Genomic DNA, 25,991 nt, shown 5'->3' on the forward strand with positions numbered 1-25,991 from the left:
AGCCGGCCAACCCGATGATCCTGATCGAGCCGACGCTCGTCACGCGTGACAACGTGAAGGCTTACAAAGGCTGGAGCAGCCCGCGCTGATCGCGCGACGCGACCCGCGATTCCTGGCGGTGCCGGTCGGTGTCGGGCGCGGACACCGGCCCTGCCCGTCCGTTTACCAACCGCCGTACCGCCGCGCGACACGCCGCGGCACATCGTCTCGACACAACGACGACATTCCCCCGCCGGGCCGTATTCGGCGAAGCACTGACCGACTTCATCCGCGATGACGCGCGGCATTGGCGCAGCGTCGCCGGCGGTTCATGCTGGAACGTGGCGCGCGGCTCGGCGTGCCGATCGCCCTCGCCGGCACGGTCAGCCGCGCTAACTTGGCGGCACGTGAAAACGCCAGACGGAGCATGCGCGCCGCCCGGTCACGCACCACGCTTCGCGCCGTTACCGCGTGCCTGCAGCAGTTGCAGGCTCTCGTCGACACTCAGTTCGGACATCGCATCGTCGCGCAGCGTATCGTCGGTCGCACGGCGCAGCGCATGCAACGCGTGCTCCTTGAGCCGCACGATCGCGAACTGTAGCCCGCGTGCCGCGCATTCGGCGGCGAACGTGCGCAACGACTCGATCGTCGTGCCGTCGACGTCCGGCGTTTCCTCGAGACTCAGCATCACGGTATGCGTGTCGGGCGCGGCCTTCATCAGCGCGCGCACGCGATTGAGCATCCGGTCGGCGTTCGCGAAGAACAGCTGCGCCTCGGGCCGCACGATCAGCACACCGGGGACCGGCTTCGCATCAGCGTGATTCGCGACGTCGACGAAGTCGTGCCCGTCGCGCAGCCGGCCGAGTACGCTCACGTTCGGCTCCGACAACTTGCGCAGCGTCAGCAGCAGGTTCACGCCGATGGCCGCGAGCAGCCCGTGCAGCACGCCGAGCACGAGCACCGCGAGCAGCGCGGCGATCACGACGAGCCGGTCGCGATGCCAGACCCAATACGGCCGGAACACCGACGGATGCAGCGAATGGCTGACCGCGAAGATCACGATCGCAGCGAGCACGGGCTCCGGCGTGCGCGCGAGTTGCGGCAGCAGCAGCCACACGATCAGCGCGACCACGCCGGCCGCCCACAAGCCCGCGAAACGCGACTGCGCGCCTGCCGCCTCGTTCGCGGACGTCGCCGAATAGCCCGCGCCGACCGGCATTCCGTGCAGCAGCCCCGACACGAGGTTCGCGCAGCCGATCGCGACCAGGTCGCGGTTCGCCGACACGCTGTCGCCGTGCTTCAGCGCGAAGTTGCGAATCGAACCGTACGACTCCGCATACAGGATCAGCATCAGCGCGAACGCGAGCTCGACCGTCTGCATCCATGCGTTCCGGTCGAGATGCGGCAGCCCGAATTCGAGATGCCGGAAATCGATGTGTCCGACGATCGCGATCCCGTAGTGCTGCCAGTCGAACACATAGCCGGCCGCGATCGACAGCACGATCACGACGAGCGTCGCGGGCACGCGCGAGCGCCGCCCGAGCACGAACAGCAGTGCGAGCGCGGTCGCGCCGAGCGCGACGCTCGCGAGGTTTGCATGCGGTGCGCCGGTGAGGAGGTCGAGTGCGACGCGCGGCGCATCGCTGTGCTGCACGGAGATCGCGAGAATCTTCGGCAGCTGCTTGATGACGATCGTCAGCGCCAGGCCGAACGTGAAACCGCGCAGGACCGGTCGCGCGACGAAATCCGACATGCCCCCGAGCCGCGCGACGCCCGCCAGGATGAACAGCACGCCGGTCATCGCGACGAGCGCGGCCGCGAGCGCGAGCTGCGCGGCAAGCGCCATCCCCGACTCGGCCAGCACGGTCGCGGCGAGCACGGCCGCCGACGACGACGTCGACGACACGATCGCAAAGCGACTGCTGCCGGTCAGCGCATAGACGACGAGCCCCGACAGCAGCGCGATCAGACCGGCCTGCGGCGGCAGGTTGGCGAGACCCGCGTATGCGACCGCCTCGGGAATCAGCAACCCGGCGATCGACAGGCCAGCCAGCGCATCGAGGCCGATGCGCTGCGTGGGTGGCGGCGGCGCCGCATCGAGTGCAGCAAAATGCTCGGGATGCTGCAAGCCGGCATCCGGACGGGTCGGGGCAGTCGTCATGAGGCGGTAGGCGCCGGGGTGCGGGTCAGGGTTTGACGGCGATGACACCCGACCAGCCGGGCAGATAGCGCGCGTCCTGCTCGTGTGCGCGGCGCAGCGAGATGTCGAGCGCCTTCGCGAAGTTCTTGCGGATCTGATCGAGCGTCACGTGCTGGCGCAGGTAGTCGGCCCACAGGAATTCGCTGAACGGCGTCGCATCCTTCGCGTAGCCGCCGGCCGTGCGCAGCTCGCCCGCGAGGCTTCGATACGGATCGTCCTCGAGCCCCGTCAGCGCCTTCGGCAGTTGTGCGTAGTCGCGACGCGAGCCGTCCACGCCGAACGGATGCACCCACTGGTTGTGTTCCATCATCCGCCAGAAGATCGTGTCGTCGAGCCAGGACAGATCCTTCAGCAGCATCGCATTCACGCGCGCCTCCCCTTCCTCGATCAGCGCCAGGCCGAGATGGTGATGGTCGGTGATGTAGTGCACCCCGCCGGGGCCGAGGACGGCCGGAAACCAGTGCGACTCGATCGCCGCCTTGCGGGCACGCTTGTCGAGCGTCTTCCAGTGCTTGCGCTTCGCTTTCACTTCGCGATAGCCGACCGTCATTTGCGTCGGACGCAGCGCGTCAAGGCGGACGGGAATGAGATGAACGTCGTTGCCGAGTGCCATGGTCGTACCCCATGTTGCGAATTTCCGGCAACGATACTCCTGATCGTGCGAGCCGTTAATACGTCGCGACCTCGATACGCGTGCGCTTGACCATCTCTGACAACCGGTCGCGCCCGCACGCGACGCTATGCACGCAGGTCGTCGCGCTCGAGACGATGGCGAACGTAAGGAATGCCGTCGTGAACGACGCTCACGCGCCGCATCCCGAGCTTGCGCGCGACGTTCAGCGAACCCGAGTTCGCCTCCGCGATATCGGCGATCACGCGCGGCAGCCGCACGGTGTCGAACGCGTGTCGCACGACGGCCGCGGCGGCCTCGCACGCGATGCCGCGCCCCCACGCCACGCGCACGAGCCGCCAGCCGATCTCGACGTCGCGCGCGCCGCCCGCATAGTCGGGAATCAGCAGGATCCAGCCGATGAACGCGTCGGGCGCGGCCTTCTCGAAGATCGACCAGTAACCGAGGCCCGGCGGATAGGCGCGTGTGATCCGGTGCGTGACGAAGCGGCGATGTTCGTCGGGGTCGTGCCACGGCCCCGCGATGTAGCGCGTGACCTCCGGATCGCGATCCATCGCGATGCTCGCGTCGAGGTCGGCCAGCACGCGCGGGCGCAGCCACAGTCGCGCGGTCTCCAGGGCGGGCAGCGCGGCAACGGACGGTTCGGTCATCGGGGCTCCTGATTCGGTGGCGATGCGCATCGCGTGCATTACGTATCTGATACAAAAAACCTTCCGGAATGATACAGACGACTGTCGCTCGTCACGCACACGCTCATTTCCGTTTTCTCAACAGTTCATTTCGTAGGGATTATTCCCGATGCGCGGTTATCGCGCCCCGCATCGCACGGCGCCGCGGCCTACACTCGATCCATGCCCCCGCGCCGCGCGCCGGCCGGGCCGGCATCCGCCGGCAGAGTGTGCGCACAAGCCAACGAGGAGACCTCGGACATGAGCTGGACCCGCGAACAACGCAACGTCACGATCGCCGCCTACCTGGGCTGGACACTCGACGCGTTCGATTTTTTCCTGATGGTCTTCGTGCTGAAGGACATCGCCGCCGAATTCGCGTCGACGATCCCCGCCGTCGCGTTTGCGCTTACGCTCACGCTCGCGATGCGCCCGATCGGCGCGCTGATCTTCGGGCGGCTCGCCGATCGTTTCGGCCGCCGCCCGACGCTGATGGTCAACATCGCATGCTATTCGCTGCTCGAGCTCGCGTCGGGCTTCGCGCCGAGCCTCACCGCGCTGCTCGTGCTGCGCGCGCTGTTCGGCATCGCGATGGGCGGCGAATGGGGCGTCGGCTCCGCGCTGACGATGGAAACCGTGCCGACCCATGCGCGCGGCTTCGTGTCGGGCCTGCTGCAGGCCGGCTATCCGAGCGGCTACCTGCTCGCGTCCGTCGTGTTCGGCCTGCTCTACCAGACCATCGGTTGGCGCGGGATGTTCATGGTCGGCGTGCTGCCTGCGCTGCTCGTGCTGTACGTGCGCACGCACGTGCCCGAATCGCCGGCCTGGAAGCAGATGGAAAAGCGCCCGCGCCCGAGCCTCGGCGCCACGCTGCAGCAGAACTGGAAGCTCACGATCTACGCGATCGTGCTGATGACCGCGTTCAACTTCTTCTCGCACGGCACGCAGGATCTCTACCCGACCTTCCTGCGCGAACAGCATCACTTCGATCCGCACACCGTGTCGTGGATCACGATCGTGCTGAACATCGGTGCGATCGTCGGCGGCCTGTCGTTCGGCGCGATCTCGGAGCGGATCGGCCGCCGCCGCGCGATCTTCATCGCCGCGCTGATCGCGCTGCCGGTGCTGCCGCTGTGGGCGTTCTCGAGCGGCCAGCTCGCGCTCGCCGCCGGCGCGTTCCTGATGCAGATCTCGGTACAGGGTGCGTGGGGCGTGATCCCCGTCCACCTGAACGAGATCTCGCCCGACGAGATCCGCGCGACCTTCCCCGGCGTCGTCTACCAGCTCGGCAACCTGCTCGCGTCGGGCAACGCGACGATGCAGGCATCGCTCGCGGTCTCCCAGGGCAACAACTACAGTTTCGCGCTGGCGCTCGTGGCCGGTATCGTCGCCGTCGTGATCGCCGTGCTGATCCTGTTCAGCCGCGAACGGCGCGGCGTCGACATGACGCAATCGGTCAATACGCGTACCACCGCCGGCTGAAGCCGCGCATTGCCGCGACGCACCATCGCGCGTGCCCCGTCCCGCCGGGGCCGCGCGACAGACTTTCCGCATCCGCACATCGAACTAGAGGAATTTGTCCAGATTCCGCGCTTGCCCGCGCCGTACGCGTTTTTTTATCTTAATAAAAACGGCTGTTTGAATCAGATAATCAAATCACCTGTTCGCGGCCGGGCAACCGGCATTGGGAGGCGGGACATGGCAGTCAGTCAGGAGGGGCGAGCGTCCGCGGGACGACCGTCCGGGACGCGGTCATCCGGCAATCGGCAGACCGGCGGGACGAAGGCGCGCATTCTCGATGCGGCCGAGGACCTGTTCATCGAACATGGCTTCGAAGCGATGTCGATGCGGCAGATCACGTCGCGTGCGACGGTGAACCTCGCCGCGGTCAACTACCACTTCGGCAGCAAGGAAGCGCTGATCCACGCGATGCTGTCGCGCCGGCTCGACCAGCTCAACCTGGAACGCCTCGGCATCCTCGACCGCTTCGATGCGCAGCTCGGTGCGCACATCACCTGCGAACACGTACTCGGCGCGATGTTCATTCCCGCGCTGAAGGCGTCGCGCGACCCCGAGCGCGGCGGCCCCGCGTTCCTGCGGCTGATCGGCCGCGCGTACACCGATCCGTCGCCGTTCGTGCGCAACTTCCTGACCGCGCACTACGCGAGCGTCGCCGGCCGCTTCTTCGATGCGTTCCAGCGCGCGCTGCCGCATCTGCCGCGCACCGAGCTCGGCTGGCGGCTGCACTTCGCGATCGGCGCGCTGTCCGGCGCGCTGGCCGGTGCCGAAACCGAAAGCCTGATCGACGAATTCTCGCAAGGCCGCACGATGAACGACGTGCAGATGATCGCGCGGCTGTCCTCGCTGATCGTCGCCGCGCTGAAGGCACCGATGCCCGACAGCGCGCAGTTGTCGATCTTCGCGGCCGTGCTCGACGATGCGGGCGCGAGCGAAGCGTTCGGGCTGTCGTCGAGCACGGCTGCTGCCGATACGGCGACGGCGCCTTCGGCGAGCTGATCGCACCAGGCCGCGCAGGCGGCGTTTCACGATTTGGGCGGCCCGGGCCGGCGTTGATGCGCCGGCCCGGGCCGAACGAATGTCATGCGGCGGGAGAGCCAAGGCAGGCTTGCTTTCGTCGCCGAAAAGCATGGGGTACGAGTAAGCGCTGGAGTGCTGACTCTCACTGACTGCGAAGCATGGGCCGGGAGTAAGCGCTGAAGTGCCAACTCTCACCGACCGCAAAGCACGGGTGAGCGTAAGCGCTGAAGCGCCAACTCTCACCGACCGCAAAGCATGGGGCGAGAGTAAGCGCTGAAGCGCCAACTCTCACCGACCGCGAAGCATGGGGTACGAGTAAGCGCTAAAGCGCTAACTCGTACCGACACCGGAGACACATCATGGCCTCATCCCCAGCAACCGCAGCGGCCCAGCTCCCGCCGAACAGCGACGGCATCTGGTACGCGTCGTATCCGCCCGGCGTGCCGCACGAGATCGACGTCACGCAATACGCATCGCTCGTGCAGTTCTTCGACGAATGCACGACGCGCTTCGCCGAGCGGGTCGCCTACGTGAGCGCCGGCGCATCGATGACCTACCGCACGCTCGCGCAGAAAGTCGACGCGTTCGCGTCGTATCTGCAAAGCACCGGCGTAAAACCGGGCGACCGCGTCGCGATCATGCTGCCGAACACGTTCCAGTACCCGGTCGCACTGTTCGGCACGCTGAAGGCCGGCGCGATCGTCGTCAACGTCAATCCGCTCTACACCGCGCGCGAACTCGCGCACCAGTTGAAGGACAGCGGCGCGCAGACGATCGTCGCGTTCGAGAACTTCGCGCGCACGCTGCAGGACGCGCTGCCGGAAACGCAGGTGAAGAACATCATCGTCACCGCGCTCGGCGACCTGCTCGCCGACGGTTTCAATGCGAAGGGACGCCTGATCAATTTCGTGCTGAAGCACGTGAAGAAGCTCGTGCCGGCCTACAACCTCCCGCAGGCGATCCGGCTGCGCTCCGCCCTCGCACTCGGCGCACGCGGCAAACCGCAGCCGGTGCAGACGACCCGCGACGATCTCGCGTTCCTGCAGTACACCGGCGGCACGACCGGCGTCGCGAAAGGCGCGATGCTCACGCACGGCAACCTGATCGCGAACCTGCTGCAAGCGAAGGCGTGGATCGCCGACCAGGTGTCGGGCGACGTCGAGACCGTGCTCACGCCACTGCCGCTCTATCACATCTATTCGCTGACGGTGAACGCGTTCATCTTCATGGGGCTCGGCGGGCGCAACATCCTGATCGCGAACCCGCGCGACATGAACATGGTGATGAAGATCATCCGCAACGAAACGTTTACCGGGATCACCGGGATCAACACGCTGTACAACGCGTTCCTCGACAACGACGAATTCCGCAAGCGCGACTTCTCGAAGCTCAAGCTCGCGATGGCGGGCGGCATGGCGATGCAGCGCGCGGTCGCGGAACGCTTTCAGCAAGTCACGGGCCGGCCGATCGTCGAGGGCTACGGGCTCACCGAATGCTCGCCGATCGTCACGATGAATCCGGTGAACCTGAGCGACATGGCCGGGTTCAGCGGCTCGATCGGCCTGCCCGCCCCGTCGACACTCGTGCGCTTTCGCCGCGAAGACGGCACCTGGGCCGCCGTCGGCGAGCCGGGCGAGCTGTGCGTGCACGGCCCGCAGGTGATGCGCGGCTACTGGCAGCGGCCCGACGAGACCGCGAAGGTGATCGACGCCGACGGCTGGCTCGGCACCGGCGACATCGGCGTGATGGACGAGCGCGGCTTCATCCGCCTCATCGACCGCAAGAAGGACATGATCCTCGTGTCGGGTTTCAACGTGTATCCGAACGAGATCGAGGAAGTGCTGGTCATGCATCCGGGCATCAGCGAAGCCGCTGCGATCGGCATCCCGGACGAAGTACAGGGCGAACGGATCAAGGTCTTCGTCGTGCGCCGCGACCCGACGCTGACGGTCGACGACGTGCTCGCGCACTGCCGCAAGAACCTGACCGGCTACAAGATGCCGAAATTCGTCGAGTTCCGCGATGCGCTGCCGCAGACCAACGTCGGCAAGATCCTGCGCCGCGCGCTGCGCGACGAGGAACTCGCCAGGATCAAGGCCGCGAAGCAAGGCTGAACGATCCAACGCGCCCGGAGACGCTGTCGATGAACGAAGGAACGAAGCGCCGCGCGCGGTACGCCGCCGCGGCACTCGCGTGCGTGCTGTCGCTCGCGCAAGCCGGCCTGCACGCCGAGGAAACCGCCGATGCCGCGAGCGCGGTACAGGAGGCCGCACTGCCGGCGGAGCTGGCGAAGGTCACGCGCGAGCCGGTCGCGCAGCAGGCGCGCTGGCTGCGCACGGCCGCCCAGCGCGGCGTGCTCGCGCAACTCGACGACGCGACGCTCACGGCGCTGTTCAAGGCCCTCGATCCGCTCGCCGTGCCGCTCTATATCCGCAATGGTCCCAACGGCTATCCGTCGTACCAGTTCACGATGGTGCGCCAGGAACGCATCAGCGGGAAATGGTCCGACACGCCCGACCGCATGCTCGTGAAGACGACCCGCGAACCGTTGCGCGTTTATGCGAAATGGCTGCCGGGCGGCGCGCATGCGGGACAGGAGACGATCTACGACACGACGCGGCGCAAGGACGAGATGTACGGCCATCTCGGCGGCCTGCTCGGCAAGATTCCGTTGTGGACGGCGCTCGACGGCGCACTCGCGCGTGCGCAGTCGAATCACCAGGTGAAGGATCTCGGCACCGAGTTCATCACGAACCTGTACCTGACCGAAGGAAGGAAATACCAGGAAGCCGGCGTGCAGCGGCCGACCCAGGTGGAGGCGAAGACGATCGGCGGTGTGCGCGTCGTCGCGCTCACCTACGAGACGCCGACCGGCCGGCCGCAGTTCTACGCGAAAAAGGAAATCCTCGGGCTCGACCTGCACGCGCCCTACTTCAGGACCATCGAATCCTATGACAACGACGGCAGGATCTTCGAACGGATCGTCATCGAGAAAATCGCGCCGGCGACGCTCGACGAATCCGCGTTCGACCCGAAGAACCCGGACTATGCGTTCTGATCGTCACCGGCGCCGGCGCCACGCAGGTCGCGCTCAATCATCATCGTCGTCGTGGTGATGCTTGTGCCAATGCTTGTAATAGTGCTTGCGCCATTTCCGGTAGCCGTCGTCGTCCTCGTCGCCGTAGTAGCCGTATCCGTAACCCGGATAAGCGACTACCGCAGGCTGGGGCGCCACATAGACCGGTGCCGGCTCGACATAGACCGGTGCGACCGGCACGCCGATGCCCACCGACAGGTCGACGCGCCCCGCCATTGCACTGCCGGAAGCGAGCAACGCCACACTCCCGATCCACACCGCCAATCCCCTCTTGTTCATGTTCCCCTTCCCGGATCCGCCGGCCTGCCCGGCATGCGCGTGGAATGTAATCCCGCCGCGCGCCGCCAGGTGCTACGCCATTGCGAGATTCGTAACGCGACGTAACGAAACGGCACTAGCCATTCGACCGAATCGCGAAAATGCACGGGAACGTCTATAGTGGGTTACGGTTCGACACAATCACGACTGCGCGCTGGTGGAACGAACAGGGTAAAATCCCGCCAAACACTTGGTGGGCAACCACGCCACACACACGCACAACATATTCTCTGACGCAGGCTCCTGCCGCACCTCAATGGCCAATCCCGCAGAATCCCATCCGCAAAACGACTTCATCAATTCGGCGCGCAAGGAACGTAAGCGCGTTGAAATCTATCTCGTCAACGGCATTCGTCTGACGGGATGTATCGAGTCGTTCGACCAGTATCTGGTGATGCTGCGCACCCCCGTGGGTCTGCAAGGCATCTACAAGCGTGCGATTTCCACGATCCAGCTCGACACGGGCGGCTCGCGCCCGGGCGGCGGCGGTCCCCGCGGCCCGCGGCCCGGCGGTCGGCCGGGCGGCCGCGAAGGCGGCGGCCACAGCCCGTACGGCTCGCATGGCGGCTCCCGCGAATCGCGTGGCGACGGCGGCGGCTACGGCTCGCGCGAGCCGCGTGAAGGTTACGGTTCCCGTGAACCGCGCGAGGGTTATGGCGCGCCGCGCGAGCCCCGCGAAGGCTATGGCGCCCCGCGCGAAAGCTACGGCGCACCGCGCGATGCCGGCGACGCATCGGGCAACACGTCGCCGTCCGACGCACGCGGCGGCAACGGGCCGGTGATCGTCACGCGCCGCCGGCGAATCGTGCCGGACGGCCAGTAAAACAAAAGGGCAAGCCAGGCGGCTTGCCCTTTTTTCTGGCGGATCGGCGCGGCATGTCGCCGCACCGGCCGTGCCGTGATCGCTCAGTGTGCCGTCGTCGGCAAACCTGCGTCGGCCTCCCGCTGCAGCGAACGCACCTGCTGCTGCAACGCGCGCAGTTGCGACTGAAGCGCCGCCTGTTGCGCCTGCAGCGCCGCCGTTTCGTTGCGGACGCTCTTCTGGCGATCCGCGACCGCCGCCTGCTGCTCGCGGGCGATCGAGATATCGGCCTGCAGACGCCGCGCCCGCTCCTGCGCGACTTCGATCTGCCGGTCCGTCTGCACCTTCTGCGACTCCAGCTTCGCCGCACGCAGCTCGTTGACGGACAGCCGTTCCGCCTGACGCGAGAAATCGCGATAGATCGCTTCCGCGCGCGCTTCGTCGTAAGTCTTGATCACGCGCCAGAACGCCTTCTGCTGGAACAGCGCGACGAAATAGGAACCGTCCTTCACGCTGAACAACTGGCTCGCGCCGTAGCTGCCGTTATAGCTGGTGCGCATTTCCGTCAGCGAATGCGCCTGGATCTGGCGCTGCAGTTCGTCAACCGTGCTCTGCCCCGTCGTCTCGCCTGCCTGCGGCTGTATCGAGGTTTGAACCTGTTGATCGATCACCGGAATCGCCGCCACCGGTGCCGACGCCTGCTGTACCGCCGGCGATGCATTGCCCGCCAATCCCTGCGCGAACGCGCCCTGCATGCCTCCCATCATCGCGAGCAACACCCACGCCCGCCCCAACCCCGTCATATGGCTCATGAATTTTGATTCCTGCCCGTGTCGTTGTAATTCAGCGCGATTTTATCGCATTAATTATTCGCTTTCGCGGGTCTCGGGCTCTTCGTCGAAGATCTGATATTTGCGCATCTTTTCCCACAGCACCTTCCGGCTGATGCCGAGCTGCTGCGCCGTATCCTGGCGTCGCCAGCCGTTTGCGTCGAGGGCCGCGATCACGCGGCTGCGCTCGTTCATGTCCCACTTGCTGCGGTCGACGAAGACCTCCGCCACGCTCTCCGCCGGCACCGGCTGCGCCGCATTGCGCGCATGCGCGACCAGCCGCTGGAGTCGCGCGGCGTCCCAGCCGCCCGTTTGCCGCACCGTCACGCCGACGCGCTCCGCAAGGTTGCGCAGCTCGCGCACATTGCCGGGGAAATAGCTGTCCGCCACCGCATCCGCGAGCCAGTAAGGCAGGTCGGACAGTTGCGCGAGCCGTTCGTCGCCCACCACCTCCGCGACGAACGACTTGAACAGCGCAATCTTGTCGACCGCGCCCCGCTCTTCCAGCGACGGAATGCTCAGTTCGATCACCGCGAGCCGGTAATAAAGATCCGCGCGGAACAGGCCTTCCTTCACGAGCTGCGGCAGCTTCTTGTTGCTGGCCGCGACGAGACGGAAATCGACCTTGATCGGCGTCGTCGCGCCGACCCGCAGCACGGCGCCGTCCTCGAGCACGCGCAACAGCTTGACCTGCTGATACAACGGCAGATCGCCGACTTCGTCGAGGAACAGCGTGCCGCCCGCCGCCTGCTCGAAATAGCCTTTATGCGCAACAACCGCGCCGGTAAACGAGCCTTTTGCGTGCCCGAAGAACAGCGATTCGAACAGGCCGTCCGGAATCGCACCGCAGTTGACCGGCACGAATTCGCCGTCGCGGTAGCGCGAATGCTTTTCGTGGAGTAATTGCGCGATGCGTTCCTTGCCGACGCCGGTTTCGCCGTGCAACAGCACGTTGGTGTCGCAGTCGGCGAACATATCGACCTCGTGCAGCAGCGCCTGCATCGACTCCGAGTGCGCGACGAGTTCGGACGGCCGCAGCGTATCGGCCGCATGCGCGCGCAGCTGCGTGACGAGCTTGCCGATCATCCCGCGCAGCTCGGCGCACGTGAAGTCGAGCGGCAGGATGTGCGAATAGTCGGGCGGATACTGCGACGCGTCGTGGTCGCGCGCCGCGCCGACCCAGACGACCGGCATGCCGATGTTGGCCTGCCAGTCGCGCAGGAACGCCGCACCGGTCTCGATCATCGTCACGCTGATGATCGCGAGCGATGGCCGCAAGGCGGCGCGCTCCGGCGAGATTTCCGCATTGTCGGCGCGGATCACCTCGACGTCGAAGCTCGCCATGCAGCGGGCAACGCGGTCGACAATGTCCGCCTTGCCTTCCCAGACGTACAGGTCGAGTTCTGCGATTGCGGAGGGGGTTCTCATAATAAAAGCCTGTTACTGACCGACAAGTTGTGCGGCATTGCATGTCAGCGAAATCTGATGAACGTTCGCTTGGCCAACCTGAACGCCCAGCAGATTTAGCAACGGTACGATCAAGGTATCAAGCGATGTCAATATCGGGCCGAGGAGTGTGCCGAGCAGCGACGATAGTGTGCTAACTGGTACCGGGACATTGATCGTTCCAATGAGGGGAAGCGTCAAGGCAATGTCCAGCGATTGGAGGTTCAGGTTCGCAAGGGCTGTCGCCAGTTGCGAACCGAGCTGATTCGAATAAGTGGTCCAGTTCGGATTCCTCGACCAGCCGTTCGAACATGTCGGCGACGATGCCGAATAGTTGGCCGTGTCGGCACAGAACTGCGGCGGCGTGTTGCCACTGTTGCTGCCATACGGCGCACTATATGATTCATCTCCCGCGACCTGAAGCACCGGATTGCCGACATTCGCCGTGACCGGCAGTGACAGCACCGTCACGCCCGCAAGGATGACGTTCAGGTTCACGATTTGCAGTGTCCCGGTCGCGGCGGGGCAGCTACCCGAATTATTCAGATTAAGCATGCCGCCCGGGGGCGTACTCACGCACAGACGAGCGATACCGGGCTTCGCACCGATCGTGACCGTCGACGTGTCGATAGTCGGCCCGCATTTGGTGGCCGCCAGCCATGCCGTGGCCGGCCCACCCACGACCAGATAGAGTGGCAACTTGAGACCGCTCAGCTGTGCACTAAGAAGCGATGGAAGACCAGGAATCGAAACACTGAGTGGCGGGGTCTGCACATCCAGGAACAACCCGATCTGAGCAGACGATGCCTGTGTCCGCCAAACCCCGTTCAATTGACCGGCCTCGCCGACGGCCAGCGACGGCGGGCTCAGAATCTGCAGTTGCACATTCGTAGCGGTATTCGCGCCAAGCGGCAACGTAGCATTCAACGAAACCGCCTTCCCGGCATTCGCGACTTGTGCCGTCGTTGTCAATAAATCCAGCAGGTTGACCGTGGCGTCAGCGGCGGAATCGGGATTGCCGAGGCCCAACTGCAGGAGCGCATTTGCCTGATTCGCCAGCTTAATCGTCGTGTTCGGGATGTAAACGATCGGTATCCGACCCAGGGCGGCGAGCCCTGCCTGCAACTGCGCGACATATCCAGGATTGTTGTTCTGACCAGTCTGTAAAGTATTAAGGTCAAGGTTGGCCAGTTTACCCAGCATCGTTGACATGCCGATCGACGTCGTGGTGAGTCCACTTACCGTACCGACGCCAACAGCTGTCGCGATATCGACAAGCCGGATGTTGGCATTAGCAATCGCTTGATAGTCGCCAACCTGCAGGTTGATGCTCGTCCCCAGCAACGAAGTCAGAATGGCATTTAGCCATACTGGATTTACGCTCGCGATCGTCGCACTGACGGAGAACGAATCGATTGCGGTTGCCCTCGCGGTAGAACTGGCGGTTACCGTCGGCGATCCACGGCCGGCCGCGGACAACAATCCGAGAAACGAGTAATTCACACGGCGATTTAACGTGACCCGTGCGGCATTGAACTGCGTAAGACTCGCAGCCGCCTCTTGGTAAGACGCATTGCTTCCCGCTGGCGGATCCCAGCGTCCGCAACTCGTTACGATCTGATCTGTCCCGGCAACCGGGGATTTTGTGCCAACCGGATACGCGTCATTCTGGCCAGCATTATTCTGTGCTGCCTGAATAGCACTCGCGCATTTGACATCAATAGGATCGACCGACTGGGCCGCCGCCAACGCAGCCAGATCCGCGATCCGCTGCAAATCCCGCTTCTGGAAATACAGATTCCCGATGTCAACGGCACCCAACACGACCATCGCGACCATTACCCAAACCGCAGCCATGACCGCAATGGAGCCGTGCTGACGTCGCGCCGCCGGCCAACCAGCGCCGCGCCACCGAGTTCCATGTGATTGATCTGCACGCATCGTCATCTGGCCTACTGCGCCCCCTGCCCGCCGCCCTGCATGCCGCCGGACGCCCCGAGTTGCGTGCTCATCGACTCCGGAATCTTGTTCTTGAACGAATCGAGATAGCGCTGGTAGACGAGTGATGCAACATCCCCGAGCAACGGTTGCGTCGATGCTGCCGCGCGGTTCTCGCCCTGCATCACCAGCCAGTCGCGGGTCGAGCGGCCCACGTCCGACGCGGCCGGCATCGTACCCTGCTGCGCATAGGCGGCGACGCTGCCGAATGCCATGCTCGCGATCATGCCCAGCACCATGATTCGACCCACACGCATGTTTCGATAATGTTTATTGTTCATGTCGTTCCCCGCACGTCCGTTCATTGTGCAAACCGTTGCAGCAGCGGCACGGTCTGGTCATAGCCGAAATTGTTTGCCATCGGCGTGACCGGCGCAGCTGCGGCCTGCCGAGACACCACCGACGGCGTCGCTACCGCGCGTTGCTGAGCACGCGCCGCTGCCGCAATTCTTGCGGCATCGCTGCTGATTTCCTTACGGATATCTGCCTGCAAATGCTGCTGGTTCATCAACCGCTGCGCATCCTGCGCGCGCCCTGTCGCGAGCAGATACAAAGTGAGATTGCTGACGATCTTCGGGTTGCGTTGATCCAGCTCGGCCGCCTTCATCAAGGGTACTCGCGCACCAACGATATCGCCGTTGCGCAATTTCGCATAGGCCAGATCGGACAGCAGCAACGCATCGGTCGGTGCCAGTTCGGATGCCTGCGTCAACGCTTGCACCGACCGGCCAAAATCGCCGGCGGCACCGGCGATCAACCCGAGCCCCCGGTAACCGCGCGCTGCGAGTGGCGTCTTCAGCAACTGCATATACGCGGCTGCGCTAGCGGCTGGCTGGTCGGTCATCCGCAGCGCGTCCGCGCGCAGCAGAATCGTGTCTGGCGATACTCCGTACGCCTTGTCGTACGCATCGATGTGTGCAAGTGACGCGTAATAGAGGCCCTGGGCCTGCATCCGCTGGATCAGTCCGAGATACATCCCGGGTGTATCGGGCACCGCATGTTTCTGGTCAGCCGCCTGAATCAGCGCTGCCCGCTCGGTCTGTCCGCCGACGCCATACCCGCTTTCCTTGGCCGCGCATGCACCAAGCAGCAAAACTGCCGCCGCCATACTCGTGTGCATCGCCATCCTGATGATCCGCTTCATGGTCTTTCCTTCCACCATCAATGATGCGCTGACAGCGCATGCATCACCGCCAGAAACCCGGGGCCGGCCGTCACGATCAGAAGCGCGGGCAACAGCGTCAGGACCATCACGCCCGTCATCTTCACAGTCAATCGACCGATCCGCTCGCGAAGCATTGCGCGGCGCGTCTCGCGCAGCCTGTCACCGAACTGCCTGAGCGGCTCCTGAACCGCGCCGCCGTGCTTGTCGACCTGCACCATCAGCCGTGCAATCGCGCGCAAGTCCTCGTTATCGAACCCGCTCGACAACCGCTGCATCGACTGCTCACGCGTGCGGCCCGTTGCGAATTGACGCTGCGCGATCCCGACTTCCGACGACAGAACCGGCATCATCCCCCTGAAATCGTTCGTCACGACCTGCAGGCTTTGATCCAGCGACAATCCCACGCCCTGCAACAGGCGCAGCATGTCGACGAGTAAAGGCAGTTCATCGACGACGCTCTGGCGCCGTGCCGCTGCACGACGGCGCACATAGAGTTTCGGCAGCATGAAGCCAAACCCGAATGCGGCGAACATGCCTATCGTCCAGTGTCCGCCTTTCATTCGCCCACTCGCGACTACCGCGAAAAGCACCGGCACCGCGATCCCACAAGCGATCCGTGCGATCAGAAACAGCCCGCGTGTACGCGCGTCGACGTAACCGCATTGCTCGAGTAGACGACGATCCTCATCCGCTACGATGTGCTTGCCGAACCCGGTTTCAAGCAAGCGCATCCCTGTCGCCGAAAGCCGTGCAAGCAAACGCTCGACGCACTGCCGACCGTGCGTGTCGGATTTCGGAGCGACATCCGCATCGGCTACGCCCCCTAGCTTGGCCGCTTCGTGTGCAGCCATACGCTGATCGAGCGCATCGGCCAGCGCGCGTTCGACACGCGACGCGGCGCTCGCTCGCAGCAATGCGATCATTCCGAGCAGCAGCACGCCGAGCGCGCCGAGCGCGAGAGCGATTGATCCAATCTGAGTTGCCGTCATCGCATCACCTGAGTCGAGCCATTCGGTACAACCACACGCTACCCGCCATCTGCATCAGAAATGCGAGTATGAGGAGCACTCGTCCGCCCGGATCAATCCACATGCCTTCCAGATACTTCGGATTGGTCATCACGACAAAACTGCCGATCGCGATCGGCAGCATCATGAGCACGAACGCCGACAACCGTGTCTCCGCCGACATCGCCGCCAGTTCGCGCTCCGCCTGCTCGAGGTCGCGCATGAACACGGCCATGCGCTCGAGCATCACGTCCGCACGGCCGCCATATTTGACCGACAATCGCAGCACGGATCCGAGAAGTTCGAATTCCTTCGTCCGGTAGATCTTCGCGATATGAAGCATCGCGCGATCGATCTCGACACCTGTGCGCAACATCCGGGACACGTGGTCGAGACACCCCCGCAGCGGCTCCTCCGTCGTCAGCAGCGCTGCCTGGAATGCGGCCGGCACGCTGTTGCCGAGCGTCACCAGTCGCACGATCCCGTCGAGAAACGATGGAATCTGCCGGACGATCTTCAGTCGACGCCGCTGGATGCGCGATGTGAGCCAGATGCCGAAAATCGCGCTCCCGCAGACAAGCGCAGCGAAACACGCGAGCACGCCGCCGCGGCTGCCCGCGATTGCCGCAACCGTCACGAGAGCCGCCAGCGCGACGATCGCCTTGCCGCGTGCCCCTTCGATCCCGGCACGGTTCACGAGGTCGGTCAGATACTCCGTCGCCATCGCAAGCCAGTGCACCCAGAAAGCACCGGATGCCGCATTGCGCGCGCCACTGGATGACGACACGGCACGCGGCGCCGCGGATGCTGCCGGTCTTGCAGCCGGTGCCGCCGCGCGTGCGCCGGGCTCCAGCCGACTGTCGATGAAGCGCTTCGCATCGGTGCGCACGCGCCGGGTTTCCGCATGTCGCCACAGCATCAGTGCCGATGCCACGCACAGCATCGCGACCGCGAGCATCCAGATCGTTGCGCTATACATTGAAGCCCCCGCCGCGACCGAAACCGCCGCCGCCAAAGCCGCCGCCGAAACTGCCCAGGCCGCTGTTCGTCAGCGTCTGGCGGAAACGCGCGAGCTTCGGCGAATGCGGATGAATGCCCAGCGACTCCCAGTGATCGACTTCCTCGCCCTCCGGCGTGACGCGCGCTTCGTAGCGATACAGTTCCTGCGTCGCGATGATGTTGTCGGACAGCCCAGTCACTTCGGTGATCGACAGAATCCGGCGGCGCCCATTCGACAGGCGTCCGATCTGCACGATGAAGTCGATCGCGTTCGCGATCTGGCGACGCAGGCTCGATTCGGTCCCCTGGAAGCCCGCGAAGCCGGCGAGCATCTCGAGACGGTACAGGCACTCGCGCGGCGAACTCGCGTGCACGGTGCCCATCGAGCCGTCGTGGCCCGTGTTCATGGCCTGAAGCATTTCGAGCACTTCACCGCCGCGCACTTCGCCGACGATGATCCGGTCCGGACGCATCCGCAGCGTATTGCGCAACAGATCGCGAATCGTCACGACGCCACTACCGTCGAACCCGCCCGGCCGGCTTTCGAGGCGCACGACGTGCGGGTGGTTCAGCGACAGTTCCGCCGTATCCTCGATCGTCACGACACGCTCGGCCTCCGGAATGTGGAACGCGAGCGCATTGAGCAGCGACGTCTTGCCCGAGCTCGTGCCGCCCGACACGAGCACGTTGCAGCGGGCCTCGACCGCCGCCTCGAGCAATGCACCGATCTCTTCGTTGTACGTGCCGTTGCCGAGCAGGTCCGAGGGCTTGAGCGGGTCCTTGCGGAATTTCCGGATCGACACGATCGGGCCGTCGATCGACAGCGGCTCGATCACGACGTTCACGCGGCCGCCGTCGGGCAGTCGCGCGTCGACCATCGGGTTCGATTCATCGAGACGGCGCCCGATCGGCGCGAGGATCCGGCGCACGATTCGCAACAAATGCGCGTTGTCGGTGAAGCGCACCGGCAGCTTCGCTAGTATCCCGTGACGCGACACGTACACGTCGTTGTAGCCGTTGATCAGGATGTCCTCGACCGCCGGATCCGCGAGCAGATCCTCGATCGGCCCGAAGCCCGCGAGTTCCTTCGTCAGCGCTTCCGCAATCGCACGCACCTCGTTCTCGTTGAGCGGAATGCGGCGCAGGCGCACGAAGCTGTCGATCTCGAGATCGACGAACTGATTGATCGCCTGGCGCGACCATCGGCCGAACTCGGCGCCCAGCTCCTCGATACGCGTCAGCAGGTGCTCGTGCGCGGCATTCTTGATGTCGTGGAATTGCTGCGTCTGGGAGAACGGCGCTGCGCCGTCGGCGAATTGAATGTCGTGTGCCATCGGTTACGACCGCTTGGACGAAGGTTGAATGAAACGTTTGAGCGCGGACAGGCCGGGCGCCGCGCGCGACGCGCCCGCCATGCCCGATACGCCGGGCAACCGCGCGGCGAGGGATTCGAGTGCGCGCACGTAAGGATCACGCTCTGCCGCATCGACGATGAGCCGCCCCTGGTTCGCCGCATGGCCGATCGCGACGCGGCGCGCGGGCAAGCTGCCGACCAGCGACAACCCGAGACGCTCGGCGATCTGTCCGGGCATCAGGCCCAGCGCGGGATCGTACTGGTTGACCACGAGCTTGACGCGATCCGTATCGACGCCCCCATCGCGCAACCCGGTGATCAGGTCGACGGCCGAAACGATCGATGCGACGCCTTGATCGCAGACCAGCCACGCCTCGTCGGCCGACGCGGCGATCTGCGTGACGAACTCGCGATTCGAGAACCCGCCGAGATCGACGACCTGCTGGTCGAAGAACGCGCGAAGGCGGTTCAGCAAACCGATGCATGACGCATAGGACACATCGCGCAACGCGCCGAGGTCCGGCGGCAGCGTCGTCAGCGCGACACCGCTCTGATGCCTCGTGAGTGCGGTGTTCACGAACGTGCGGTCGATGCGGCGCAGGTTCTGCACCGCATCGATGAAATGAAATTCGCAACGCGTGTTCAGAAACAGCGCGCCGTCGCCGGCCGGCAACCCCAGGTCGATCAGCGCGGTCTGGCGGCCGGCCGGCGCACCGCCGTCCGTGCCCGCCGCACCCGGCCCGAGTGCCCGCTTCTGAAGCCAGACCGCGAGATTCGCTGCGAGCGTGCTGACCCCCATGCCCGCGCGCGCGCCGAGCAACGTGACGACCTTGCCGTGACGGCTCGTCGGCTCGCCGACGTGGGATAGCAATCCACGCGTCGTCCGCAGTGCGTCCTCGGCCGATGCCGACACGTCGATGAAATCGCGCACGCCCGCGCGCAGTGCGGCAAGCGTGCTCTCCGGCTGGGTGAGCGAGCCAAGTGCGACGATCGGCAACCCCGGATGTGCCGCGCGTACCGTGGCCGCAGCGACGCTCGCCGCTTCGCTGCGTTCGGAGAAATCGATGAACACGAGCGCCGGATTGAGCCCCGTGATGCGCTGCGCAAGCACGCCCGGCTCCAGCGACGCGGCCTCGACCGCACCGGCCGACACCAGCGTATCGGCCAGCCAGCGCACATGCGCTTCCTTTGTCGATGCGCAAACGAAGTAGTCGGTCACGGCGGGTTCACACAACGATTGGGTTCGTGCATTCATGTCGAACACCCCCGATTACGCAAGGCGTAGCAATGTGCCACGACGCGCAATGCCTCAGATTCATTTCGAAAACCCCGGTGCCGCATCCGGCGATGCCGCACCGCCCAGGTAGGATCGCCATACCGGCCCGTCGCGCTGCTCGGACAATTCGCCGGGCGTCGCAGGCAGCACCGCCCCCTTCGCAATCGGTGCGACGAGATGCGGTGTCACGATGATCAGCAATTCCTTGTCGTTCTGCTGGTAGTTCAGGTTCTTGAAGAACGTGCCGATGATCGGCAGGTCGCCGAGCAGCGGCACCTTGCTCACGTTCGACATCGTCTGGCGATCGATCAGGCCGCCGATCACGAAACTCTCGCCATCGCCGAGTTCGACCGTCGTGTCGGCGCGACGCGTCGTGATGCCCGGCACGGCGACACCGCTGATCGTCACGCTGTTCACGAAATCGAGCTGGCTCGATTCCGGCGCGACCTTCAGCGCGATCCGGCTTGGGCTCAGCACCGTCGGAGTCAGCGACAGTCCCACACCGTATTGTTTCCACTGGATCGCGGTCGAGCCAAGCCCCTGCGGCGACGGAACCGGGATCTCGCCGCCGGCGAGGAAGCTGGCGCTCTGGCCGGACAGCGCGACGAGCGTCGGCTCGGCGAGCACGCGCGCCAGATTGTTCGCTTCGAGCAGCGACAGGTCGGCGAAGATGCCGTGCCCGGCTGCGTTCGCGACCAGGTTGAACGCGGATGCGACGGGGGCGCCGAGCGTCGGAAGATATCCGGCCGACCCGGGCCCGGAGCCGCCGCTATACGATTGCACGCCGCCCGGTGAAAACGAGCCAAACGAGAATCCGTTGCTCTGCTTGAAGAAGTTGAACCCCACTTGCTTGAGCACGGTGCGGCTGAACTCGACCACGCGTACGTCGACCTGCACGACATTCTTGCCAGCCAGTGTCGAGCGATCGATCAGCGTGCCCTTCGTGTTCATGTTTTTGGCGACTGCCGCTGCTCGTTCGTGAGCATCGAGCGAAGCGGACGTTCCCCGCAACACCGACGTCCCACCGTACGCTTTCACCTGCGGCATCGAACCGTCGAGCACCGCGTGCGCAGACGCGTCGACGACTTCCACATTCCAGGCCGTCGGCTCGTCGTGACCGCGTTCCCACAACATCACGTTCGTTGCGCCCGGCGCTTTCGCGGTCAGCAGCACGGACCCGGAACCACTGCCCTTCATGATCAACACGTCGGCGATCGCAGGATCGCCGACTGCGACACGCTGCAGCGCACGACCTGCAGAAATCTGTCGCTGCGCGCCGACCGCGAGTTCAATCGTGCCGCTCGCGCTTGCAGTGGATGCGAACGTCAAGGTCCAGAGAGCAATCGCGAATGCAGTCAGTATATTTTTCATTGTTTGTTGGGCCGTCGCACGGCCTTTACTTGTCGTCGCAGATATCGATGGCCACCGATGTTGTTCAATATGCAACCGTTTCCGACCGGCCGCCGCGGATCAGCTCGATGCTGCCGCCACCTCCGCCGCCGCCCGGTCGCGTCACCGGCGGCAAGCGCGACGGCAATGGCGGCACGTTCACGTTGGCCACCGCGGTCCTCGACGTACCGGACAACTGTTGCAGCGATACGCCGGCCGCGGCAAGCGCCGACGGCGACAACTTGTTGTCCGTACGCACCGCCACCGTCTGCATCGCAAGCTCGTCGTCGCGCGGATTGCGCAGTGCGAGCGTCAGCCGGCCGCTCGCCTCTCCGAGCGTCAGCGCATCGACCTGTGCGGTCGGTATCGCGAGTATCGCGATACGCGTGTTGCTCGGCTGACCGTTATTGCCGTTCGTGCTGCTGCCGCTGTCGCGCTCCGACGTCGCGTCGCCAAACGACAGCACCCGCACCTTCGACATCAGGAGCCGCGCTTGCGTCTGCGAGACTTCGCTATCGAACATCGTGCCGCTACCTTCGCGCTTCAGGTTCAGGAACACGTCGACGAAGTTGCCCGGCCGCAACCGGTTGCCGACCGCATTGGTCTCGTCGACGCGAACCGCGATCGCCCGCTCGCCCGGCTGGACGTCCTCGGCAAGCCCCGACACCAATGCGTCCGATACGACCGGGGCCGACGCCGGGATGTCCCTCACAGGAACGCGACCAACCACGCTTGCCGGATCGGCAATCGCACCTGTCGGCGCGGAAACAGTCGGTTGAACCTTCAACGCATCGGCGACAATCGGCTGACCTACCGGCAAAGTCCGTGTTGCGACCACGACCGGTACCGGATTCCCGGCAACGACCTGCGGTGCCGGAGCGGAGCCTGGCGTACTGCGTCCGAGCATCCATGCATAGATTCCGAGCAGTACGGCGATCGCGATCAGCAGCCCGGCGATGATCTTCGTCAAATTGTTGGTCATGTTGAAAGAAGTGTGAATGCCGGAATGAAGGCCCGAAAGTTCTTATGTCGCGCGACTCGCGATGCGTATGTCACAGCATGGACTGCGGGATTTGCACTACTGCCGAGCTCGTAAGCGGCCCGCTCAGCACTTGCCCCAAAAACGGCATCGTCGTCAGCCACTGCAGAGGCGAATAGCTCACGGTGACCGTAAGACAGTTCGTCAAACTCGACGAGCCGGCGCTGCACGTATTCGTCTTTACCGTTACCGACACCGGTTGCGGATTGCCGTTCAACCAACCCAGCGCACCCAAGGCGGTATTGCACGCGTTCTGCGTACGCGTGAGGGAATTAGGCAGGGACGTACAGTGATTCTGGTCGGAGCCGAGGCTCGGCGCATAATTCAACCCGGCACGCGCCCCTTCACTGACCGCGAATGTCAAGCTCTGCTGAATGACAAAAACCATTCCGAAGCTGACGATCGCATAGAAGATCATGAAGAACAGCGGAAACACGATCGCGAATTCGACGGCCGTCGCGCCTCGCTGATGATGCCGCCATCGGCATGCCCTGCTTCGTCGTTTCATCGTCCCCCCCCTGTCGCGACGAGGTAGACAAGCCATCCGGCCGCTGGCACCACGAGACACGCCGCATAGGGCGTCGCCCGATATCCGTCCAGCATTAGCATGGGCTCGCGATGCGGCCACAATGCCCGGATTGGCGTCCGCGATAACAGCATCAACGCAAGTACGTGAACACCGGCCGCAAGACTGGCTGCAATCCAGAACCCGAGCAGCGTGCCCGCACCACACCAAGCCCCGAGGACGGTGAAAATTTTCACGTCCGCCGCGCCCATGACACGCAGCAAGAAAAGAGGAAAAAGAACGATCAGCCCGGCGAGCATGCCAACCATCGCCTGAACTGGAAGGATTCCAAATGGATTCGCATTTAGAAACGCGCCCAAGAGTCCGGCCGCCAGTCCAATCAGGACCAGCGAGTTTGAAATACGCCGGAAACGGATATCACTCGCCGCGACAAACAACGTCCAGACCAGGAATACCCCGATAAAAATAAAATGTGCCATCGCATCACGATCGGACGAACATGCCGCAACAGACGAATTGCCCCCGAGCGATTCGTCTGTCACGACACTACGACACTCTTATAGCAGTGATGAGATCGACTTATTTCCAGGGGGACGTGCAGGCAGCGTTGGCTGTAGTGGTGCCGCCGCTGGTTGTCGTAGGATTGGTGATGCAGGTCCCGAGATTGGAGAACATGGTACCAAGACTGCCCCCGATCGACGAAACTCCTGCAACGATGGCAACAGCAATCAGACCCGCAATCAGCCCATACTCGATCGCGGTAACCCCGTCTTCTTCCTTGAGGAAGCGCTTGATGAGTGCTTTCATTTTTTAATTCCTCGTGCCTGTATGTACGTTTTTTGGCCTTTTATACGTTGTACATCCTCGCATATCGGGCCCTTGCCCCGCGTCGTTCGCTACAACTAAGTAACGACAACCGGATGCGCTTTCTTTATATGTCACCCCGAGGGGTATGTATCACAATTTGATGCAAGTTAACATTCGCGATAGTGACCCTCCTCGAACGTCGTGTACCGAGCTGTACATTTCCTTACACCTGCTCCGGATTCTATATCCGATCGCATTTAACTTCCAACCTCTTTTAAGACCGGATCGAAAAAACTTTCCGGGAGCACAGCCGTATTTGTACGGCGTTTCGGTACGCCTTACACATAGGACTTACGATAGGTTAGATGTGCACACCTAATCCACCAGTAAAACAGCCGGAGCGCCCGCCAGGCCTGCACGCCCGCCCACGTTACGCCGCACGCGTAACGCCAATGTTGTGACGTTACGTTACGAAACGGCCGAAACCGTTCTCATTCGACCGTTCTTAAACAGATTCAACAATCTTTCAGTTTGCCTAAATCCCTTTTCCGACAAGGAATTGCCCCGTTTAAAACCAATCGTCGAACCGTCGGCCATCGAAATGGCACGACAGTTGCAGAGTAATCCCCGCATCACTCAACACAACATCAGCTTCAATGCGAGGACGAAATGGACATTAAGGTTATCCCTCATGGCACGCTCCGGACGACTATGATCGCGGCCACCGTGGCAGCCATGCTTTCCCTCTCCGCGTGCGGCGGCTCCGGTTCCATCAGCAAGGGGCTCAGCGGCGGCTCCAGCTCGGGCGGTGGCGACTCCGTCTCGACGTCGGGCGGCGGCACCTCGGGCGGCACGTCCGGTTCGACGAGCGGCAGCACGTCGGGCGGCACCAGTGGCTCGACCAGTGGCAGCACGAGCGGCTCGACGAGCGGCAGCACCAGCGGCACGACGAGCGGCACGACGAGCGGAACGTCCAGCGGAACGAGCGGCACCTCCGGTGTGTCGTCGAACGCAGTGGGTCAGGTCCTCGCAAGCGGCAGCAATCTCGTCACCAATCTCGGTGGCACCGTGTCAAACCTCGGCGGCGTCGTCGCCGGCCAGTCGTTGCCCGGCGTCAACCCGGCCACGACGCAAGCGGCGGGCGGCATCATCCAGAACGTCGGCGGCGCGGTCACTGCACTCGGTAATGGCCTCGGCAACGGCCTCGGCCAGCTCGGCGCAACGAAAGACCCGGTCGGCGTCACGGTCGCCAGCACCGGCGGCGTGGTGAACCAGCTCGGCGGCGCAGTCACGCAGACCGGCAACCTGGTCACGAGCCTCGGCAGTGGCCCGTTGTCGCCACTCGCTCCCGTCACCGGCGCCGTCGGCGGCCTCGTGACGCAGGTCGGCAACGCGGTTTCGAACGGTGGCACCACGCTGTCCAACGTGCTGTCGACCGGCCCGATCCAGCAGGTCACGCAGACGGTCAGCTCGGCGATCACGCCGATCACGACGATGGTCGGTCAGACGACGCAGACGATCGGGACGGCCACCGGCCTCGGCGCCCCGGTCAACACGCTGCTCGGCACGATCGGCAACGGCCTGAACCAGGCCGGCGCGGTGATTGCGTCGACGGGCGGCAATCCCGTCACGACCGGCCTCGGCAGCACTGTCTCGTCGACCGGCAATACCGTGAAGGCCGTCGGCGGCCTGCTCACGGGCGCCACCGGCGGCGCGACCAACCCGCTCGCGCCGCTCACGGGCCTGCTCACGACCGTCACCGGCACGCTCGGCGGCGCAACGGGCGGTACGAGCGGCGGCCCGCTCGCTCCGGTCACCGGCCTCGTCTCCACCGTCACCGGCGCACTCGGCGGCGCAACGGGTGGCACGAGCGGCGGTCCGCTCGCTCCGGTCACCGGCCTCGTCTCCACCGTCACCGGCGC

24 protein-coding genes and 1 pseudogene are annotated in these 25,991 nt (G+C 64.4%); 7 read left to right on the forward strand and 18 right to left on the reverse strand.

Annotation, left to right across the window (positions count from 1 at the left end; all coding sequences use genetic code 11):
* Positions 1 to 254 precede the first annotated feature (254 nt).
* Positions 255 to 374 (forward strand): annotated as a pseudogene (locus tag DIE17_RS38225) (carbohydrate kinase); the annotation flags it as partial.
* A 47-nt stretch (positions 375 to 421) separates the two neighbouring features.
* Here DIE17_RS38225 and DIE17_RS35540 read toward each other — a convergent pair.
* The 3 genes from DIE17_RS35540 to DIE17_RS35550 all read right to left on the reverse strand — a co-directional run bounded on the left by DIE17_RS35540 (position 422) and on the right by DIE17_RS35550 (position 3,460).
* The gene (locus tag DIE17_RS35540) at positions 422 to 2,140 is read right to left on the reverse strand and encodes a SulP family inorganic anion transporter (protein ID WP_124522593.1); all 1,719 of its coding nucleotides are present in this window, start codon (positions 2,138 to 2,140) and stop codon (positions 422 to 424) included.
* 25 nt (positions 2,141 to 2,165) lie between these two features.
* On the reverse strand, positions 2,166 to 2,792 hold the full coding sequence (locus DIE17_RS35545) for a ParB-like protein (RefSeq protein ID WP_124488926.1): 627 nt from the start codon (positions 2,790 to 2,792) through the stop codon (positions 2,166 to 2,168).
* Between the two features lie 125 nt (positions 2,793 to 2,917).
* Entirely contained in the window at positions 2,918 to 3,460 is a 543-nt protein-coding gene (locus DIE17_RS35550; RefSeq protein WP_124488925.1) for a GNAT family N-acetyltransferase, read from the reverse strand.
* Positions 3,461 to 3,739: 279 nt separating this feature from the next.
* Here DIE17_RS35550 and DIE17_RS35555 point away from each other — a divergent pair, with 279 nt between their 5' ends.
* The 4 genes from DIE17_RS35555 (at position 3,740) to DIE17_RS35570 (ending at position 9,074) form a co-directional block, all read left to right on the forward strand.
* Positions 3,740 to 4,960, forward strand: a complete 1,221-nt coding sequence (locus DIE17_RS35555; protein WP_124488924.1) for an MFS transporter — start codon at positions 3,740 to 3,742, stop codon at positions 4,958 to 4,960.
* A 216-nt stretch (positions 4,961 to 5,176) separates the two neighbouring features.
* Positions 5,177 to 5,995, forward strand: a complete 819-nt coding sequence (locus tag DIE17_RS35560) for a TetR/AcrR family transcriptional regulator (RefSeq protein WP_044849270.1) — start codon at positions 5,177 to 5,179, stop codon at positions 5,993 to 5,995.
* A 380-nt stretch (positions 5,996 to 6,375) separates the two neighbouring features.
* Positions 6,376 to 8,130: an AMP-binding protein gene (locus DIE17_RS35565; protein WP_124522591.1), complete on the forward strand. Its 1,755-nt coding sequence runs from the start codon at positions 6,376 to 6,378 to the stop codon at positions 8,128 to 8,130.
* 29 nt (positions 8,131 to 8,159) lie between these two features.
* Positions 8,160 to 9,074, forward strand: coding sequence for a DUF1571 domain-containing protein (locus DIE17_RS35570; protein ID WP_124522589.1), 915 nt, complete (start codon positions 8,160 to 8,162; stop codon positions 9,072 to 9,074).
* A gap of 33 nt (positions 9,075 to 9,107) precedes the next feature.
* Here DIE17_RS35570 and DIE17_RS35575 read toward each other — a convergent pair whose 3' ends face one another.
* On the reverse strand, positions 9,108 to 9,392 hold the full coding sequence (locus DIE17_RS35575; protein WP_044846004.1) for a PXPV repeat protein: 285 nt from the start codon (positions 9,390 to 9,392) through the stop codon (positions 9,108 to 9,110).
* Positions 9,393 to 9,687: 295 nt separating this feature from the next.
* Here DIE17_RS35575 and hfq point away from each other — a divergent pair, with 295 nt between their 5' ends.
* Positions 9,688 to 10,254, forward strand: a complete 567-nt coding sequence (gene hfq / locus DIE17_RS35580; RefSeq protein WP_044846005.1) for an RNA chaperone Hfq — start codon at positions 9,688 to 9,690, stop codon at positions 10,252 to 10,254.
* A gap of 83 nt (positions 10,255 to 10,337) precedes the next feature.
* Here hfq and DIE17_RS35585 read toward each other — a convergent pair whose 3' ends face one another.
* From DIE17_RS35585 to DIE17_RS35650, 14 genes are all read right to left on the reverse strand, one after another.
* Positions 10,338 to 11,045 (reverse strand): DUF2968 domain-containing protein, encoded by a 708-nt coding sequence (locus DIE17_RS35585; RefSeq protein WP_124488921.1) that lies wholly within the window; start codon positions 11,043 to 11,045, stop codon positions 10,338 to 10,340.
* 54 nt (positions 11,046 to 11,099) lie between these two features.
* Complete coding sequence (locus DIE17_RS35590; RefSeq protein ID WP_044846007.1) at positions 11,100 to 12,491, reverse strand: sigma 54-interacting transcriptional regulator; 1,392 nt, start codon at positions 12,489 to 12,491, stop codon at positions 11,100 to 11,102.
* A 12-nt stretch (positions 12,492 to 12,503) separates the two neighbouring features.
* Positions 12,504 to 14,456, reverse strand: a complete 1,953-nt coding sequence (locus DIE17_RS35595) for a pilus assembly protein TadG-related protein (protein ID WP_124522587.1) — start codon at positions 14,454 to 14,456, stop codon at positions 12,504 to 12,506.
* A gap of 5 nt (positions 14,457 to 14,461) precedes the next feature.
* A complete protein-coding gene (locus DIE17_RS35600; RefSeq protein ID WP_124522585.1) occupies positions 14,462 to 14,788 on the reverse strand; it encodes a DUF3613 domain-containing protein in 327 nt (108 codons plus the stop codon).
* Positions 14,789 to 14,808: 20 nt separating this feature from the next.
* On the reverse strand, positions 14,809 to 15,651 hold the full coding sequence (locus DIE17_RS35605; RefSeq protein ID WP_124522583.1) for a pilus assembly protein: 843 nt from the start codon (positions 15,649 to 15,651) through the stop codon (positions 14,809 to 14,811).
* Between the two features lie 17 nt (positions 15,652 to 15,668).
* Positions 15,669 to 16,661, reverse strand: coding sequence for a type II secretion system F family protein (locus DIE17_RS35610; RefSeq protein ID WP_124522581.1), 993 nt, complete (start codon positions 16,659 to 16,661; stop codon positions 15,669 to 15,671).
* Positions 16,662 to 16,665: 4 nt separating this feature from the next.
* Positions 16,666 to 17,658 (reverse strand): type II secretion system F family protein, encoded by a 993-nt coding sequence (locus DIE17_RS35615; protein WP_124522579.1) that lies wholly within the window; start codon positions 17,656 to 17,658, stop codon positions 16,666 to 16,668.
* Positions 17,651 to 19,012 (reverse strand): CpaF family protein, encoded by a 1,362-nt coding sequence (locus DIE17_RS35620; RefSeq protein ID WP_124522577.1) that lies wholly within the window; start codon positions 19,010 to 19,012, stop codon positions 17,651 to 17,653. The genes DIE17_RS35615 and DIE17_RS35620 overlap by 8 nt, the downstream gene beginning before the upstream one ends.
* 3 nt (positions 19,013 to 19,015) lie before the next feature.
* Complete coding sequence (locus DIE17_RS35625; RefSeq protein WP_124488913.1) at positions 19,016 to 20,287, reverse strand: fimbrial protein; 1,272 nt, start codon at positions 20,285 to 20,287, stop codon at positions 19,016 to 19,018.
* 60 nt (positions 20,288 to 20,347) lie between these two features.
* Positions 20,348 to 21,679: a type II and III secretion system protein family protein gene (locus tag DIE17_RS35630; protein ID WP_124522575.1), complete on the reverse strand. Its 1,332-nt coding sequence runs from the start codon at positions 21,677 to 21,679 to the stop codon at positions 20,348 to 20,350.
* A gap of 64 nt (positions 21,680 to 21,743) precedes the next feature.
* Positions 21,744 to 22,679, reverse strand: coding sequence for a Flp pilus assembly protein CpaB (gene cpaB / locus DIE17_RS35635; protein WP_124522573.1), 936 nt, complete (start codon positions 22,677 to 22,679; stop codon positions 21,744 to 21,746).
* 70 nt (positions 22,680 to 22,749) lie between these two features.
* Entirely contained in the window at positions 22,750 to 23,244 is a 495-nt protein-coding gene (locus DIE17_RS35640) for a TadE/TadG family type IV pilus assembly protein (RefSeq protein ID WP_124522571.1), read from the reverse strand.
* Positions 23,241 to 23,741, reverse strand: a complete 501-nt coding sequence (locus DIE17_RS35645; RefSeq protein WP_124522598.1) for a prepilin peptidase — start codon at positions 23,739 to 23,741, stop codon at positions 23,241 to 23,243. Before DIE17_RS35645 ends, DIE17_RS35640 begins: the two co-directional genes overlap by 4 nt.
* Before the next feature lie 100 nt (positions 23,742 to 23,841).
* Complete coding sequence (locus DIE17_RS35650) at positions 23,842 to 24,069, reverse strand: Flp family type IVb pilin (RefSeq protein ID WP_124522568.1); 228 nt, start codon at positions 24,067 to 24,069, stop codon at positions 23,842 to 23,844.
* 669 nt (positions 24,070 to 24,738) lie between these two features.
* On the opposite strand from DIE17_RS35650, the gene DIE17_RS35660 reads away from it, so the two are divergent.
* Positions 24,739 to 25,991, forward strand: a 1,253-nt coding sequence (locus DIE17_RS35660) for a collagen-like triple helix repeat-containing protein (RefSeq protein WP_124921775.1), incomplete at its 3' end; no start/stop codon positions are given.

The organism is Burkholderia sp. Bp9099, from assembly GCF_003857805.1.
Classification (GTDB): Bacteria; Pseudomonadota; Gammaproteobacteria; order Burkholderiales; family Burkholderiaceae; genus Burkholderia.